General features: G+C 72.6%; 13 protein-coding genes. 11 read left to right on the top strand and 2 right to left on the bottom strand.

The window, feature by feature from the left end; genetic code table 11:
- Window positions 1–7: 7 nt before the first annotated feature.
- Window positions 8–1072 (bottom strand): uroporphyrinogen decarboxylase, encoded by a 1065-nt coding sequence (hemE, locus tag C0216_RS08970; protein ID WP_114054757.1) that lies wholly within the window; start codon window positions 1070–1072, stop codon window positions 8–10.
- A gap of 91 nt (window positions 1073–1163) precedes the next feature.
- Between hemE and C0216_RS08965 the strand changes: the two genes are divergently transcribed.
- From C0216_RS08965 to C0216_RS08915, 11 genes are all read left to right on the top strand, one after another.
- Entirely contained in the window at window positions 1164–1820 is a 657-nt protein-coding gene (locus C0216_RS08965; RefSeq protein ID WP_114054756.1) for a DUF3000 domain-containing protein, read from the top strand.
- A gap of 311 nt (window positions 1821–2131) precedes the next feature.
- Window positions 2132–2794, top strand: coding sequence for a helix-turn-helix transcriptional regulator (locus tag C0216_RS08960; RefSeq protein WP_007267191.1), 663 nt, complete (start codon window positions 2132–2134; stop codon window positions 2792–2794).
- A 162-nt stretch (window positions 2795–2956) separates the two neighbouring features.
- Window positions 2957–4228, top strand: a complete 1272-nt coding sequence (locus C0216_RS08955) for a ribonuclease D (RefSeq protein WP_114054755.1) — start codon at window positions 2957–2959, stop codon at window positions 4226–4228.
- A gap of 265 nt (window positions 4229–4493) precedes the next feature.
- Entirely contained in the window at window positions 4494–5717 is a 1224-nt protein-coding gene (locus C0216_RS08950; protein WP_114054754.1) for a thiolase family protein, read from the top strand.
- Window positions 5714–7843, top strand: a complete 2130-nt coding sequence (locus C0216_RS08945) for a 3-hydroxyacyl-CoA dehydrogenase NAD-binding domain-containing protein (RefSeq protein ID WP_114054753.1) — start codon at window positions 5714–5716, stop codon at window positions 7841–7843. The genes C0216_RS08950 and C0216_RS08945 overlap by 4 nt, the downstream gene beginning before the upstream one ends.
- Window positions 7844–7973: 130 nt before the next feature.
- The gene (locus tag C0216_RS08940) at window positions 7974–9050 is read left to right on the top strand and encodes a signaling protein (protein WP_114054752.1); all 1077 of its coding nucleotides are present in this window, start codon (window positions 7974–7976) and stop codon (window positions 9048–9050) included.
- A gap of 158 nt (window positions 9051–9208) precedes the next feature.
- Window positions 9209–11203: a hypothetical protein gene (locus C0216_RS08935; RefSeq protein WP_114054751.1), complete on the top strand. Its 1995-nt coding sequence runs from the start codon at window positions 9209–9211 to the stop codon at window positions 11201–11203.
- A gap of 81 nt (window positions 11204–11284) precedes the next feature.
- On the top strand, window positions 11285–12793 hold the full coding sequence (locus tag C0216_RS08930; RefSeq protein ID WP_114054750.1) for a bifunctional cytidylyltransferase/SDR family oxidoreductase: 1509 nt from the start codon (window positions 11285–11287) through the stop codon (window positions 12791–12793).
- A 2-nt stretch (window positions 12794–12795) separates the two neighbouring features.
- Window positions 12796–13602 (top strand): rhamnogalacturonan acetylesterase, encoded by an 807-nt coding sequence (locus tag C0216_RS08925; RefSeq protein WP_114054749.1) that lies wholly within the window; start codon window positions 12796–12798, stop codon window positions 13600–13602.
- A 12-nt stretch (window positions 13603–13614) separates the two neighbouring features.
- Window positions 13615–14424 (top strand): Ig-like domain-containing protein, encoded by an 810-nt coding sequence (locus tag C0216_RS34060; protein WP_114054748.1) that lies wholly within the window; start codon window positions 13615–13617, stop codon window positions 14422–14424.
- A gap of 13 nt (window positions 14425–14437) precedes the next feature.
- On the top strand, window positions 14438–16039 hold the full coding sequence (locus C0216_RS08915) for a glycosyltransferase family 2 protein (RefSeq protein WP_114054747.1): 1602 nt from the start codon (window positions 14438–14440) through the stop codon (window positions 16037–16039).
- 55 nt (window positions 16040–16094) lie between these two features.
- Here C0216_RS08915 and C0216_RS33370 read toward each other — a convergent pair whose 3' ends face one another.
- Complete coding sequence (locus C0216_RS33370) at window positions 16095–17243, bottom strand: hypothetical protein (RefSeq protein ID WP_162793146.1); 1149 nt, start codon at window positions 17241–17243, stop codon at window positions 16095–16097.
- Window positions 17244–17349 lie beyond the last annotated feature (106 nt).

Genomic DNA, 17349 nt, shown 5'->3' with positions numbered 1-17349 from the left:
CGGCGGGTCAGCGCGCCGTGCGGGTGTGGACGTGGTCCACGAGGCGGGTCAGGGCGTCCGGGTCGGTCGTCGGCAGGACGCCGTGGCCGAGGTTGAAGACGTGGCCCTCCAGCCCGGCGGCGGCCGCGAGGACCTCGTCCGTCTTGGCCCGGACGGCCTCGGGGGTGGAGAAGAGCACGGCAGGGTCGAGGTTGCCCTGGAGCGCCTTGCCGGGGCCGACGCGCCGCGCCGCCTCGTCCAGCGGGATGCGCCAGTCGACGCCGACGACGTCGGCTCCGGCCTCGCCCATCAGGCCGAGCAGCTCGCCGGTGCCCACGCCGAAGTGGATGCGCGGGACGCCGTAGGAGGCGACGGAGTCGAAGACCTTCGCCGAGGCCGGCATGACCGAGCGCCGATAGTCCGCCGGGGCGAGCGCGCCGACCCAGGAGTCGAAGAGCTGGACGGCGGAGGCGCCCGCCTCGATCTGGACCTTCAGGAAGGCCGAGGTGATCTCCGCGAGGCGGTCCAGCAGGTCGGCCCACAGCTGCGGGTCGCCGTACATGAGCGCCTTGGTGTGCTCGTGGTTGCGGGAGGGGCCGCCCTCGACGAGGTAGCTCGCGAGGGTGAAAGGAGCACCCGCGAAGCCGATCAGCGGGGTGGCGCCGAGTTCACCCGTCAGCATGCCGATCGCCTCGGTGACGTACTGCACGTCCTCCGGGGTGAGGTCGCGCAGCTGTGCGAGGTCCTCGCGGCGGCGGATCGGCTGGGCGACGACCGGCCCGATGCCGGGCTTGATGTCGAGGTCGACGCCGATCGCCTTGAGCGGGACCACGATGTCGGAGAAGAAGATCGCGGCGTCCACCTTGTGGCGGCGCACCGGCTGCAGCGTGATCTCGGTGACCAGGTCGGGCCGCATGCAGGACTCCAGCATGGCGGTGCCCTCGCGGACCTTGCGGTACTCGGGGAGGGAGCGCCCGGCCTGCCGCATGAACCACACCGGGGTGTGCGGCACCGGCTCGCGGCGGCACGCCTTCAGGAAGGCGGAATCGTACGTCTGGCTCGGCTGGCCCGTGGGGCGGTCGTTGGCGCTCACGCCGCAAATCTTCGCACGTGTGCAGAAGTGGCCGTCATGGCGCGGGTGTCCCTGCGGCGTACGGGCCCTCGTTCCGCCTAGTCTTCCGGGCATGGCTGCGGCTCAGGGACGATTTTCGGATGGCGCCGACGGTATGGACAGCGGGAAGGAGAGCTCCGTCCCGCTCCCGTTCCGGCGGGCGGTCGAGGGATTGAAGAAGGCGCGCCTGCGGCCGGGGATCGAGATCGACCCGGTGAAACCGCCGCAGCGGCTGGCGCCGTACGCGTACGCGCTGGAGGCGGCGGCCGTCGAGGGCGAGGAGGACCTCGCCGACGGGCGGCTCATCCTGCTGCACGACCCGGCCGGGCACGAGGCCTGGCGGGGCACGTTCCGGCTGGTCACGCTGGTGCGGGCGGAGCTGGAGCCGGAGATGGCGGCCGACCCGCTGCTGCCGGAGGTGTGCTGGTCCTGGCTGACCGGCGCGCTGGAGGCGCGCGGGCTGTCGTACGCGGAGGCGAGCGGCACCGTGACGATGGCGGGCTCGCACTACTTCGGCGGGCTCGCCGAGCGGCGGCCGGCGACGCAGATCGAGATCCGGGCCTCCTGGACGCCGCGCGAGGGGGTGGGCGGGGTGCCGGACACCCCGGGCCACCTGGCGGCGTGGTGCGAGCTGCTGTGCCAGATCGCGGGAATGCCGCCGCTGGGGCCCGGCGAGGCCGGGCCGGGCGTGGTCTCCCTGCCACAGAGGCGCGGTCCGCACCACCCGTAGCGGTGGCTCCGTACGGCGGCACGCGCCACCCGTCCGGCAGGGGCGGCCGGGGGCGGCCGGGGGGCGCCTCCGCGGGAACGGCTGATCGAAAGGCCGCGGCATCCGTGCGGGAACACGGCGCGGTGTGCGGGCTTCTGATCACCCGATGATCGATCGTGCGTCCGAATTGCCCGAATTGTTACTCACTAAATCGTGATCATTCCCTAAAGCCGGGCGGGTGACGTGCCGAAGGAACCAGTGACCATCCGCACGGTTCGCACCGGCTTCCTTCCCCGAGCCGGCCCGTCCCGCCACTCCCCCAGGAGGCCTAGGTGTCCGTTCTTCTCGAGCAGCCCGCAAGCCTGGTCGCCTACCGCCCGAACAAGCCGACGGCCATGGTCGTCGTGGCCGACCCGCGCGTCCGTTCCACCGTGACCCGCCATCTGTGGGCCCTCGGAGTTCGCGATGTGATCGAGGCGTCGTCCATCGCGGAGGCCCGCCCCCGCGTCGGCAGCCCGCGCGACATCTGCGTGGCCGACGTACACCTGCCGGACGGTTCCGGTCTGACCCTGCTCTCCGAGACCCGCGCCGCGGGCTGGCCGAACGGCCTGGCCCTCTCCGCGGCCGACGACATCGGCGCCGTCCGCAACGCCCTCGCGGGCGGGGTCAAGGGGTACGTCGTCACCGGCACGCGCACCAACATCGGGCTCCCCACCCGCCCGGGCGCCGCCCCCATCGGCGCCGCCGCCGCCCGCATGCACCGCCGCCCCCCGGGTGCCCCGAGCCACCCGGGCGGCTACCGCGAGCTCTCCGGCCGCGAGGTGGAGGTCCTCCGCCTGGTCGCCGAGGGCCAGTCGAACAAGGCCATCGGCGTCTCGATGGGCCTGTCCGCCCTGACCGTGAAGTCCCACCTGGCCCGTATCGCCCGCAAGCTGGGCACCGGCGACCGCGCCGGAATGGTCGCCGTCGCCCTGCGGACCGGGATCATCCACTGACCCCGGCCCGGCGCCCCCCGGCGGCCCCGGCCCTGGGGCGGCGCCGGGAGGACCGCGGGGAACCACAGGGGAACAGCGGGCCCGGGCCCGCGGGCCCCCACCGCGCCCGTCGCCGGAACGTTCCGGCGACGGGCGCGCCGTATCCGCGGATACCCTTGAGCGGTGACCGACGCCCAAGAGACCGCAGCAGACCTGCGCACCACCACCGGGGGCGGCCCCCCGGACGACGTCGACAAGGCGCCGATTCCGTTGCTCGAACCCCGTGAGGGGATCCCTCCGGTGGTCGCCGACGAAGACGCCCTCGCCCGGGTCGTCGCGGCCTTCGCCGCGGGCACCGGCCCCGTCGCCGTCGACGCCGAACGCGCCTCCGGATACCGCTACGGCCAGCGCGCCTACCTCGTGCAGCTGCGCCGCGAAGGCGCGGGATCCGCGCTCGTCGACCCGGTCGGCTGCCCCGACCTGTCCGCGCTCGGCGGAGCCCTGGACGGCGCGGAGTGGATCCTCCACGCGGCGACCCAGGACCTGCCGTGCCTGCGCGACATAGGCATGGTGCCCACCTCCCTGTTCGACACCGAGCTCGCCGGCCGGCTCGCGGGCTTCCCCCGCGTCGGGCTGGGCGCGATGGTGGAGAGCGTGCTCGGCTACGCGCTGGAGAAGGGCCACTCCGCCGTCGACTGGTCCACCCGCCCGCTCCCCGATCCGTGGCTGCGCTACGCCGCGCTCGACGTCGAGCTGCTGGTGGACCTGCGGGACGCGCTGGAGGCGGAGCTGGACCGGCAGGGCAAACTGGAATGGGCCCGCCAGGAGTTCGACGCCATCGCCTCCGCGCCGCCCGCCCCTCCGCGCAAGGACCCCTGGCGCCGTACCTCCGGCATGCACAAGGTGCGCCGGCGCCGCCAGATGGCGGTCGTGCGGGAGCTGTGGGAGTCGCGCGACCGGATCGCCCAGCGGCGCGACGTCTCGCCCGGCAAGGTGCTGAGCGACGCCGCGATCGTCGAGGCCGCACTCGCCCTGCCGTCCCACGTACACGCGCTGTCCGCGCTTCCCGGCTTCGGGCAGCGGATGGGCCGGCGCCAGCTGGAGCAGTGGATGGCCGCCGTGGACCGGGCCAGGGCCCTGCCCGAGGCCGAGCTGCCGCAGCCCGGGGCCGCCTCGGCCGGCCCTCCGCCGCCGCGGTCCTGGGCCGACAAGGACCCGGCCGCCGCGGCCCGGCTGTCCGCGGCCCGCGCCGCGGTGTCGGCGCTCGCCGAGCGGCTGAACCTGCCCCAGGAGAACCTGATCACCCCGGACACGGTGCGCCGGCTGTGCTGGGAGCCGCCCAAGCGGCTCGGCGCCGACACGGTGGCCGAGGCCCTCGCGGGCCACGGCGCCCGCCCGTGGCAGATCGAGCAGGTGACCCCGGTGCTGGTCACGGCCCTGGCCGCGACCGCCTGAGGCGCCGCACCCCCCTTCGAAGGAGCCCCCGTCCGACCGGCCGGGGGCTCCTTCGCGTCCGCCGGCGGCGGGCGGGCCGCGGCGGGGCCCCGGCGTTCCCGAGCCGGCCGGGAGGCCCGTCGCGGTGTGTGACGTTCGCCGCTCCTCGGCGCGGGGGTGTCCACACCGGTTACCCGCAAGTAGCATGGCGGGTGAGCGGGCGCTCAGCCGTTGGCAGGGCCGCCCGCGCGCAGCAGTGCCATCCCGCACCTGGAGGAGAGCCAACGTGCCTCGTACCGTCAGGGACGTCGTCTTCGTCGACGGCGTCCGCACCCCGTTCGGCAAGGCGGGCCCGAAGGGCATCTACCACGAGACCCGCGCCGACGACCTCGTCGTGAAGGCGATCCGGGAGCTGCTGCGCCGCAACCCGGACCTGGACGCGAAGAAGATCGACGAGGTGGCGATCGCCGCCACCACCCAGATCGGCGACCAGGGCCTGACAATCGGCCGCACGGCCGGCATCCTCGCGGGCCTGCCGCAGTCCGTCCCGGGCTACTCCATCGACCGCATGTGCGCCGGCGCGCTGACCGCCGTGACCGCCGTCGCGGGCGGTGTGGCCTTCGGTGCGTACGACGTCGCCATCGCCGGCGGTGTCGAGCACATGGGCCGCCACCCGATGGGCGAGGGCGTCGACCCGAACCCGCGGTTCGTCTCCGAGAAGCTGGTCGACGAGTCCGCCCTGTTCATGGGCATGACCGCCGAGAACCTGCACGACCGGTACCCGACGATCACCAAGCTCCGCGCCGACCAGTACGCGGTGCGCTCGCAGGAGAAGGCCGCCAAGGCGTACGCCGACGGCAAGATCCAGCAGGACCTGGTCCCGATCTCGGTGCGCAACACCAACCCCGAGGTCGGCGAGACCGGCTGGGGCCTCGTCACGTCCGACGAGCCGATGCGCCCGGGCACCACGCTGGAGAACCTGGCGAACCTGAAGACCCCGTTCCGTACGCACGGCCGGGTCACCGCGGGCAACGCCGCCGGCCTCAACGACGGCGCCACCGCCGCGGTCATCGCGTCCGAGGACTTCGCCCGCGAGAACAACCTCCCGGTCAAGATGCGCCTCGTGTCGTACGCCTTCGCCGGCGTCGAGCCGGAGGTCATGGGCTACGGCCCGATCCCGGCCACCGAGAAGGCGCTGGCGCAGGCCGGCCTGTCCATCGAGGACATCGGCCTGTTCGAGATCAACGAGGCCTTCGCCGTCCAGGTCCTCGCGTTCCTGGAGCACTACGGCATCGCCGACGACGACGCCCGCGTGAACCAGTACGGCGGCGCCATCGCGTTCGGCCACCCGCTGGCCTCCTCCGGCGTCCGCCTGATGACGCAGCTGGCCCGCCAGTTCGAGGAGCAGCCGCACGTCCGCTACGGCCTGACCACCATGTGCGTGGGCTTCGGCATGGGCGCGACGGTCATCTGGGAGAACCCGCACTTCGCCGAGGGAGAGTCCAAGTGAGCACCACCGCTGAGCTCCTGAAGGGCGCGGCCGAGCTGTTCCCGGACGAGGTCGTCACGTCGGCGCACGTCCGCCACCTGGAACTGCCGTTCGGCGCGGGGCGCTTCGCGCTCATCACGCTGGACAACGGCTTCGACCACACCAAGCCGACGACGTTCGGCCCGCAGTCGCTGGCCAACCTGAACGCGGCGATCGACCAGGTCGAGCAGGAGGCCCTGGCCGGCTCCATCGTCGGCGCGGGCATCACCGGCAAGCCGTTCATCTTCGCGGTCGGCGCCGACCTCAAGGGCGTCGAGCTGCTGAAGCAGCACGACGAGGCGCTGGCCATCGGCAAGGGCGGGCACGACGTCTTCAAGCGGCTCGCCGCGCTGGCCGTCCCCACCTTCGCCTACTACAACGGCGCGGCGATGGGCGGCGGCGTCGAGGTCGGCCTGCACTGCACCTACCGCACGGTGTCGAAGGCCATCCCGGCGTTCTCCCTGCCCGAGGTCTTCCTCGGCCTGGTCCCCGGCTGGGGCGGCTGCACCATCCTGCCGAACCTGATCGGCGCCGAGCGGGCCGTCTCGGTGATCATCGAGAACTCGCTGAACCAGAACCGCCAGCTGAAGGGCAGGCAGGTCTTCGAGCTCGGCATCGCCGACGCGCTCTTCGACGGTGCGGACTTCCTGGAGCAGTCCCTGCTGTGGACGGCCCGCGTACTGAAGGGCGAGACCGAGGTCGCGCGCCCCGAGGTCGACCGCGGCGAGGCCTGGGACGCGGCCGTGGCCAAGGGCCGCGCGTTCGCGGACTCCAAGGTGCACGGCGCCGCCCCGGCCGCCTACCGCGCGCTCGACATCATCGCGGAGGCCAAGGACGGCGACCTGCAGAAGGGCTTCGACGCCGAGGACACGGCGCTGGCCGACCTCATCATGGGCGGCGAGCTCCGCTCGGGCATCTACGCCTTCAACCTGGTCCAGAAGCGCGGCAAGCGCCCGGCCGGCGCCCCGGACAAGAGCCTGGCGCGCCCGGTGTCCAAGGTCGGCGTCGTCGGTGCGGGCCTGATGGCCTCGCAGCTGGCGCTGCTGTTCCTGCGCCGCCTGGAGGTGCCGGTCGTCCTGACGGACATCGACCAGGAGCGCGTCGACAGGGGTGTGGGCTACGTCCACGCCGAGATCGAGAAGCTGCTGGGCAAGGGCCGCATCAACCAGGACAAGGCCAACCGCCTCAAGGCGCTGGTGAGCGGCGTCCTGGACAAGGCCGAGGGCTTCGCGGACGCGGACTTCGTCATCGAGGCCGTCTTCGAGGAGATGTCGGTCAAGCAGAAGGTGTTCGCGGAGGTCGAGGCGGTCGCCCCGGCGCACGCGATCCTCGCCACCAACACCTCCTCGCTGTCGGTCAGCGAGATGGCCTCGAAGCTGAAGCACCCCGAGCGCGTGGTCGGCTTCCACTTCTTCAACCCGGTCGCCGTCCTGCCGCTGCTGGAGATCGTCCGCGGCGAGCAGACGGACGACGCCTCGCTCGCCACGGCGTTCGCCGTCGCCAAGAAGCTGAAGAAGACGGCGGTGCTCACCAAGGACGCCCCGGCGTTCGTCGTGAACCGCATCCTGACCCGCTTCATGGGCGAGATCCAGAACGTCATCGACGAGGGCACCCCGGTCGAGACGGCGGAGAAGGCCATCGAGCCGCTCGGCCTGCCGATGTCGCCGCTGGTGCTGCTGGAGCTCGTCGGCCCGGCGATCGGCCTGCACGTGTCGGAGACGCTGAACCGGTCCTTCCCGGAGCGTTTCACGGTCTCCCCCAACCTGAAGGCGGTCGTCGAGGCCGGCAAGCGGGGCTTCTACGTGTACGATTCCGGCAAGCCGGAGCTGGACCCGGACGTCGCCGCCCTCCTGGTGCAGGGCGAGTCGGTGCTGACCGAGGAGCAGGTGCGCGACCGGGTCCTGGACGCGGTGGCGCAGGAGATCGGCCTGATGCTGGAGGAGGGTGTCGTGGCCGAGGCCCAGGACATCGACCTCTGCCTCATCACGGGCGCCGGCTGGCCCTTCCACCTGGGCGGCATCACGCCGTACCTGGACCGCGAGGGCGTCTCGGAGCGCGTGAACGGCAAGCGGTTCCTGGCTCCGGGCGTCGCGAGCGTGCCGGCCTGAACCGCCGCGCGGCGGCCTGACGCCGCGTGAGCACCGCGGACGCCCGTCCCCCCGTCCGGGGGCGGGCGTCCGCCGCGTTCGGCCGGGGGTTTCGGCGGGGCGCGCCGCAGGGGCTGGCAGAATACGGCCCGTGGCGGACGACAAGAGGATTTTCAGCCGCCGGAGCGTGCTCTTCGGGGGCGGCGCGACGGCCGCTGCGGTGACCGCGGGCGGTGCGGCGTGGGCGCTGCGCCCCGGGCAGGAGTCGGGGTCCGCGTTCGGGTTCGGCTTCGGATCGGGCTGGCGGGGCGCCTCGCAGCCGGTGGTGGGCGCCTTCGACATGCGCACGGGCGCGGAGGTCCTGGCGCCGTCCGCGCTGTTCAACTCGACGGGGCCGCAGTCGTTCGCGTTCGACGACACCAACGGGCAGGTGTTCACGCTCCAGACCGTGCAGGGCGGCCTCCTCCTCGACGGGGAGGCGGGGCCGGTCGCGTACGGGGACCGCAAGTCCGCCGGCGATATGTGCCTGACCAGGATGACCGGTTCGGGGATTACGCTCGGGCACATGTATCTCCGGGGCTTCGGCCACGGAATTTCCTTCGGTGTGGAGCCGACGGGGCCGCGCACGTACATATGGCTGGAAGGCCGGGCCGATCCGAAGAGCGGCTATGGCCGTACGGTGGTGCGGGTGCCGTTCAGGGACGGAGCGGTGCTGAACAGTTCCGATGAATCGGTTCGGCATTTCGACCCGGTGCCCGGGGCGGCGGACGTCTGCCCCGCCCTCGACCTGGCGGGTGGGCGCGTCCTGGTCAGCCATCAGCAGGGCGGGCTGCACCGGTTCTCCGTGTACGGCATGGAGGACTTCCTCGCGGGGCGGTTCACCCCCGCCCAGACGATCAAGGCGGGCGTGCAGGTCAAGGAAGAGGAATGGTTCCAGGGCTGTGCACTGCACGGGGACTACGTGTACGTACTGACCGGCAAGCCGTACACCGGGAAAAACGGAAGCAACCCGAGGAAGTCGGGCGGCAACACGTACGTGTCCGCGATCGACGTGCGCACGGGCCGGCCGCAGGGGCGCCACCACGTGACCGTGGCTCCGGACCTGCCCTACCGGGAGCCCGAGGGGCTGGCCGTCCGCCAGGCGGCTTCGCAGCCCGCTTTGTGCCTGGGATTTTCCGTGAAGGCGCACGACCGGCGCGAGCTGACGGTGTACGGCTTCACCGTGTGAGCGGGGCGGCGGCGGATGTGCCGCGGCATATTCCCGGGCTGCGCCGGTAAATATTGGCCCGCGGTTCACGGCGTGTTCAGGGGCCCTCCATGAGGCTGCTTATACTACTGCGACACTTCACGCGATTCTTATACCTCCATGGGGGAGGCTCCGCATCCATGGGCTCCAAGCGGCTGCGCGCCGTACTCGGCGTTCTGATCACCACTGGGCTCATCCTCAGCTTCCTGGGCATGCTGGTCGCGGTCGCGTTCGTCTCCCTCCCGCTTTTCGCCGGCTGCGCCGCGCTGAGCTACGTCGCCGACCTGATGCTCCACAACACCGAGTCGACGACGCTCGAACGACTGCGCGACTCCCGCTTCGGCCTCACCATGCGCTTCCTGATCCGGCAGTTCCTGCTGCTGGGCCTGTGCGGCGCGGTCGCCGACATCGAGTCGTTCGTGGCGCAGATGACCACCATCGGCCTGCTCCTGCTGTTCATCCTCCAGCTCGCCTACGGCGCCCTGCTCAAGCACGTCCGCAAGATGCGCAACGAGCTGCCGTTCACCACCCGCGGGCTGGACCTGGAGGCGCTCGGCATCCGCCGCATGCCCCACCCGTTCCTGGTGAACAAGCACGTCCGCAAGACCCTCCACCTGGACATCCCGCTGGTCGCCGGCTCGCTCGCCACGATCGGGACGGACGACTGGCGCTGGGTCACGTACGGCATGATCACCACGGTCTTCCTCGCCTACTTCTCCCTGCTGGTGCTCGTGCCCGACGCGCGCAACGCGCTGAAGCTCCCGACCGCCGACGAGGCCATCGACGAGCTCAACCACCAGTTGGCCGAATACCGCCCCCAGGTCGCGCTGTACTTCACCTTCGCCGCCATCTCCAAAGACTTCATGTACCAGGTGAACATGTGGCTGGAGTCGCTGGAGGCCCTGGACCTGCGCCCCATCATCGTGCTGCGCGAGCGGGCCACCCTGCGGTACCTGGACGCGACGCCGGTGCCGGTCATCTGCATCCCCAAGGCCGACAACCTCGCGCGCATCGAGATGCCCGAGCTGCGCGTCGCCCTGTACCCCGGCAATGCGGGCAAGAACGTCCACATGCTCCAGCGCGCCGAGGTCAAGCACGTCTTCATCGGCCACGGCGACAGCGACAAGCTCGCCAGCAGCAACCGCGTCAGCAAGGTCTTCGACGAGATCTGGGTGGCCGGCCGGGCCGGCCGCGACCGCTACGAGCGCATCAAGCACGCCGTCTCCCCGAACCAGATCGTCGAGGTCGGCCGCCCCCAGCTGATGCCCCTGCACCGCTGGACCGGCCGCGTCGCCGGCCCCGTGCCCACCGTCATCTACGCCCCCACCTGGGAGGGCTGGACCGACGACGCCTGCTACACCTCCGTCATCCCGGCCGGCGAGAAACTGATCAAGGCGCTGCTCGCGTACGACCGCGAGATCCGCATCATCTACAAGCCGCACCCGCTCACCGGCTCGCGCTCCGCCGAGGCCGCCGCCGCGCACCGCCGCGTCATCGCCCTCCTGGAGGAGGACAACGCCCGGCGCTTCGGCCGCAACATGACCGACTCCAAGGCCGCCGCGAAGAAGCTCGCCCGGATCGACAAGCGCATCGCCGAGCTGTCCGAGCGCGGCGTCCGATCCAAGTACCCCGACCTCACCGAGGAGGAGCGGACCGCCCGCATCCGGCGCAGCCGCAACCAGGCCGGCGCCCTGTACTGGAGCGCCGTCCCGGACGCCGCGCACCACGTGGTGACCGAGCGGATCCCCGCCCTCTACGACTGCTTCAACCACTCGGACCTGCTCATCGGCGACATGTCGAGCGTCGTCTCCGACTTCGTGGCCACGCTCAAGCCGTACGCGATCTTCAACCTGGAGGGCCTGCCCGACCAGGACTTCCGCAACGAGCAGCGCACCGCGTACGCCTCGTACCTGCTGGACGCCGACTGCAACGGGCTGACCGAGGCCATCGAGGCGACGCTCAACCCGGAGCAGGACCGGATGGCCCCCTACCGCGAGCAGCTCAAGGAGTACCTGCTGGGCGGCGAGTACCCGCCGTCCATCGTCCGCTTCAACGCGGCCGCCAACGACCTCTACCGGCGGGGGCTGAGCGACTTCCCCGTCGAGTACCCCGACGAGGCGGCGTCCACCGTGTAGCCGGCCCGCGCCCCGCCCCTCCCCCGCACACCCCCGCATGGGCCCGCTGTGCCGCACCCCAGCCCAGGAAGTAGGAGACCCTTGTCCTCCCATCCCGCCCCCCGCCGCACCATCGCCGTCGTGCTCGCCGGGGGGACCGGCCAGCGCATCGGGCTCGAAATACCGAAGCAGCTCCTCAAGATCGCCGGCAGGTCGATCCTGGAGCACACCCTCCACATCTTCGAGAACGCGCCGGACGTCGACGAGGTCGTCCTCCTGATGACCCCGGCGTACGTGGACGACGCCCGCCGCATCGTGGAGAAGGCCCGCCTCTCCAAGGTGACCGGCGTGCTGGCCGGCGGCGCCACCCGCAGCGAGACCACCCGCATCGCCATCCGGGCCGCCTCCGAGCGGCTCGCCGGCGGCGAGGACTGCAACCTCCTCTTCCACGACGCGGTGCGCCCGCTGCTGTCGCAGCGCGTGGTCCGCGAGTGCGTCGAGTCCCTGGAGCGGTACCAGGCCGTCGACGTCGCGATCCCCTCCTCCGACACCGTCATCGTCACCCGCACCCACGGCGACGACGGCGAGTTCATCACCGAGGTCCCCGACCGCTCGCGCCTGCGCCGCGGCCAGACCCCGCAGGGCTTCCGCCTCTCCACGATCGCCGCCGCCTACGAGCGGGCCGCCGCGGACCCGTTCTTCCAGGCGACCGACGACTGCTCCGTCGTCGTCAAGTACCTGCCGGACGTCCCCGTCCACGTGGTCACGGGCGACGACTACAACATGAAGGTGACGCAGCCCGTCGACGTCTTCATCGCCGACAAGCTGTTCCAGCTCGCCTCGCACGCCGCGCCCGCGCAGGCCGGCGAGGCCGCCTACCGCGAGCAGCTGGCCGGCAAGACGATGGTGGTCTTCGGCGGCTCGTACGGCATCGGCGCCGACATCGCGCGGATCGCCGAGGGCTTCGGCGCCCGCGTCTTCGCGATGGGCCGATCGACCACCGGCACCCACGTCGAGAACCCGGACCACGTCGAGGAGGCGCTGTCCGGGGCCTACGCCGAGACGGGCCGCATCGACTACGTCGTCAACACCGCGGGGGTGCTCCGCGTCGGCCGCCTCGCCGACACCGACGACGCCACCGTCCGCGAGGCGCTGGAGGTCAACTACCTCGCGCCGGTGAACATCGCCCGCAGCGCCTACAAGTACCTCAGCGAGACGGGGGGCCAGCTGCTGCTGTTCACCTCCAGCAGCTACACCCGGGGCCGCGCCGAGTACAGCCTGTACTCCTCGACGAAGGCGGCCATGGTGAACCTGACCCAGGCCCTCGCCGACGAGTGGGCCGAGGACGGCATCCGCGTCAACTGCGTCAACCCGGAGCGCACCGCCACCCCGATGCGCACGAAGGCGTTCGGCCAGGAGCCGGAGGGCTCGCTGCTCACCTCCGAGTCGGTGGCCCTGACGTCCCTCGACGTCCTCGTCTCCGAGATGACCGGCCATGTGATCGACGTCCGCAAGCAGGACCCGACCTCCGTCCCGGCGTCGCAGCGCTCCGGGTTCGAGGCGGCGCTCGCGGAGGTCCTCATCCGGACCACGGAGGACCAGGGGGTCTAGGCGTGACGTACGCACCCGAACAGCAGCAGGCACGGCGGCCGCGGATCTACGTGGCGGGCGGCTCCAACGCGGTGGGCCGCCCGTACACCTTCCTGCCCATGGCGGGATGGACGCAGGCCCTCCCCCTCTTCCTCACGGAGGCGGTGGAGGTCGTCAACTGCGCCCGCGCACGGGCCAGTTCGAAGAGCTTTCGCGAGCGCGGCCGGCTCCAGTGGATCCTGGAGGACATGGCCCCGGGCGACTACCTGCTCTTCTCCTTCGGCCAGAACGACATCAAACCGGACCCCGGCCTGCACACCGAGCCGTTCTCCTCCTTCACGGAGCAGATGGCCGCCTACGTGCACGGGGCGCGGGAGCGGCAGGGCCACCCCGTGGTGATGCTGGGCTACGAGCGGCGGCGGATCGACCGGCACGGCAACGTCGCCCGGTTCCTCGGCGACTACACCCTGGCCGCCCGGCAGCTCGCCGAGGACGAGCACGTACCGGTCGTCGACCTGTACGGGCAGAGCCTGCAGTGGTGGGAGGAGCTCGGGCCGGAGGCGACCAAGGCGGTCTTCACCTACCTGCGCCGCGGCGAGCCGCTCCAGCCGAACGTCCTCGACGGGGACAACGTGCACGTGCGGGCCGAGGGCGCGATCGAGTGCGCGCGCTTCGTGGCGCGCAGCCTGCTGGAGCAGGGCGTCATCCCGGCCCACTGGGGCCGCGGCCTCGACCGCACCCGCTTCGACTACGACGAGATGGGCTGGCTGGACGAGGAGACGTTCCGCCGGCGCACCGCGTCCCGCGTGTCCACCTTCCCCGGCGCCTGAGGAGTCCGGCCCGTGAACCACCTCCTGTGCCGGGGCCGGGCCCTCGGCGAGGACCCCGCCCAGGGCGCCGTGTACGCGGCGCTGTACAGCTCCGCCGACCCCCGCCGCGGCGTGGCGCCCGGCGAGACGTTCCAGCTCGGCCTGTCCGTGGCGCCCGACGGGGGCGCCCCGCGCGGCTGCGCGTACCTGCTCCAGGCGCCGCTCACCGAATCCGCCGAGGTCGTCGGCGTGCAGGGGCTGGAGTTCTTCCCGCGGCAGCGCTGGTTCCGGCTGCGGGCCGAGCCCGGCGAGAACGCCGCCGGCGTGCTGCACCTGCGCGTCCGCGACACCGCGGCCGAGCCGCGCATCCGCCCGCAGATCATGGTCGGCGTACCGGATCCGACGGGCCGCAGGACGACCCGCACCGGGCGGCTCGACGCGGAGGCGCTGCCGCTGCGCCGGCCCGTCGCCCGCGGGCTGCGGCTGACGGCCGAACCGGGCGGCTCCGGTTCGGTCAACGTCCTGTCGGCGTGTCCCCCGGGGTGCACGGCCGTCACCGTGACGGCGCCCCGCAACGGCGACGCGCAGCTGTCGTACGACGGCTGGGTCACCTACACCCCGGCCCCCGGCTTCACCGGCTACGACCGCTTCGCGTACACCGTCGCGACCCCGGCCGGCGAGAAGCTGACCTCGCACGTCAACGTCTTCACCGGCCCGCTCGACGCCGTGCCGGGGGCGTTCCCCGTGCAGCCGTCGGAGGTCGCCTTCCGGCCCTGGCAGTGGCCCGAGCTGACCGGCGAGATGCCGTGGCCCCGCACCGCACCGTCCGCGACCGACCGATGAGGAACCCCGCAGCATGAACAGCGCCGTCGTGCACCCCGCCGACATCAAGGACGTCTCCGTCGCGGTCCGGGTGAGCAACCAGGCGGCGGCGCTCGACGCCTGCCTGGCCTCCCTCTTCGTCCAGACGATCGGCACGGACCGGCTGGAGGTCATCGGCGTCGACGACGGGTCGACAGACGAGAGCGGGTCCGTCCTGGCCCGGGCCGCGCACCAGTACCCGTCGTTCGTCCGGGTCGGGCAGGTGACGCAGGGCCTCAGTCCGGCGGCGGCCCGCAACTGGGCGCTCAGCCAGGTCCGCGGCCGGTACGTGATCTTCCTGGAGGCGGTGGACCGGCTGGCTCCGGACGCCCTGGAGCGGATGGTCGCCGCGGCCGACGCGAACGAGGCGGACGTCGTCCTCGGCAAGCTGGAGAGCTCCGGCCGGCACACCGTCCCGACGGCCATGTTCCGCAAGAACCAGGCGTACACCGACGCCTGGTCCTCGCGCGCGTACTGGTCGCTGAGCCCCGACAAGCTGTTCCGGACCAGCCTGCTGCACCGGCGCGGGCTGTCCTTCCCCACCGACATGCCGATGGGCGACGAACAGGTCTTCACGGCCGGGGCGTTCATCGCGGCGGACAACGTCTCCGTCGTCGGCGACGCGACCTGCGTGGTCAAGGGCCCGGACCCGGCGCACCGGGCGACGCTGTCGGACCGGGTCGCGCTGGCCTCCCGGATGCTGGCGCTGGTCGCCTCGCAGGTGCCCGAGGGGCCGCGCCGCGACCGGCTCCAGTCGCGGCACCTGGAGGTGGAGCTCGGAAAGGCCACCGCGACGGCGCTGCTGTCGGCCGCCGACCCGGCGGAGCGGGACCGGACGCTGTGGGAGGCCGCCGAGGTGCTGCGCACGCAGGCCACCCCGGGCGCCCTGGCGCTGCTGCCGCGGATGGTGGCGGTCCGCTTCGCCCTGCTCGCGCAGGGCCGGCTCGCCGAGGCGCAGAAGATGGCGGCGTTCGAGGCGGACAAGGACCGGCCCGCGGTCCGCAAGACCGTGGAGGGCGGGCGGGTCTTCACCACCCTGCCGTTCTTCCGCGACCCGCAGGTCGGGCTGCCGGACGAGCTGTTCGACATCACCGCCGACATGACCGTCAGCCATCAGCTGCAGAAGGCCCGCTGGGACGGGGCGATGCTGCTCCTGGACGGCTACGCCTTCTTCGAGCAGCTGTCGACGAAGGACCGCGCGACGCGCGTCGTGCTGCGCGAGCGGTTCACCGGTGCGCAGGAGAGCCACGCGGTGACGGCCCGCCGGGACGACACGCTGGCCAACGCCAAGGGCAAGACGCGCGCCATGGGCCGCTTCTCGGCGCGGGTCAACCTGGCGCAGACCTCCAGCGGCTGGCCGCTCCCGCCGGGCACCTGGGACCTGTACCTGTCGGTGAGCTTCGAGGGCGTGACCCAGGAGGTGCGGCTCGGCACGCGCCGGGCGGCCGACCTGGACTCCACCGCGCGGATGCCGGTGCGCATCGCCGACGCTCCGGGCGCGCAGGCGATGGAGCTGGCCGCCACGCCGTACTACGCGGAGGACGGGGGCCTCACCGTGGAGGTCGCCCAGCGGATGCCGCTGCCGGGGCGGGGCTGACGCGTACGGGCCCGGCCGCCCGACGCGGCCGGGCCGCCGTCTTCCCGGCGGCGGCTCAGGCCAGGTACTCCCACGGGCCGAAGGCCAGTCCCCCGGCGGCGGTGTCCTGCCGCGTGCACATGGGTGCGCCCTCCTCGTCGAAGGCGGCGACGACGACGCGGCCGGCCGCGTCGACCGCGACCTGCGGGGCGCGGGCGCCGTGCCCGCCGAGGGAGGCCCACCAGGTGCCGTAGCCCTCGTTCTCGGTGACGTAGGCGGTGACCTCGACGTCCCCGTCGGCGCCGATCTGGGCCAGGACCGTGCAGTCGTAGCCGCCGAGCATCGCGCGGGCGACGCCGGGTGCGCCGCGGCCGCCGGCGCCGCCGAGGCCCATCAGCCCGCCCTGGACGCCCTGGCTGGGGGACCGCCAGGCGACGAGCGAGCCGTCGCCGGGGTAGCGCCAGAAGTACGTGGCCCGGCGCGGGCCCGTCTCGCAGGCGGCGGCGGTGCCGGGCACGACCGGCGTCGGGATCCGTTCGGCGAGCCCGAACCGGCCCTGTCCCATGCCGGTCCAGTGGTCGGCGTGCCCCTGGCCGGGGGCGAGGACCTCCAGGGTGCCGCCGGCCGGCATGAGCGGGGTCACGTCGCCGCGGTAGGGCTGTCCCGACACCGGCTTCCAACCGCCCCAGGCACCCTCCGGGTTGCGGCTGCGCCGCAGGATGCCCGAGTGGCGGAGCGAGACGATGACGTGCGTGGAGCCGGAGCGCTGGTTCACGGCGATGCGGGGCGGTCCGGACAGGCTGTCGTCCTCCGGGCCGCCGCGCAGCCCGGGCGTGCCGAGGCCCCGCCAGTCCATCATCCCGCGGCCTGTCTGGAACTGCGTGGAGACGATCACCTCGGGGCTGCCGGAGTCGCCGGCGGCGGAGCGCAGGGCGGCGAAGTGCACGTACCCCTCGCGGCTGCGGGCCATGGCGGCCGGACCGATCCAGCCCTCGACCTCGAAGGGCTCCGGCCCGGTCCAGCCGGTCCGGGGGGCGGCGGCCTCGGTCCAGCGGAGCAGGCCGCGCGGGGTGCAGGCGTAGGCGGTCAGCCGGCCGTCGCCGCCGGCGAACAGCCAGTTCCCGACGGGCGGGGAGGAGCTGTGGGGACCCGGCCCGCCCGTGGGCGCGCCCTGCGCACCGCGAGCCGAAGAGGCAGTCCGGTCACTGCCTTTGCCTCGGATCACGCAGCTGTCCACCCTTCTGACGAATATGTCCGTTTTGGGGCCGGGGGTGTTCACCCGAGAGAACCAGCCACTCGAAAGCGTGTCTTATGATGCACCCCATTCGATG

It is taken from the genome of Streptomyces globosus, assembly GCF_003325375.1.
GTDB classification, from domain to species: domain Bacteria; phylum Actinomycetota; class Actinomycetes; order Streptomycetales; family Streptomycetaceae; genus Streptomyces; species Streptomyces globosus_A.
Note: the sequence above shows the minus strand (reverse complement) of the source record. Positions and strands in the feature narration are given on the sequence as shown.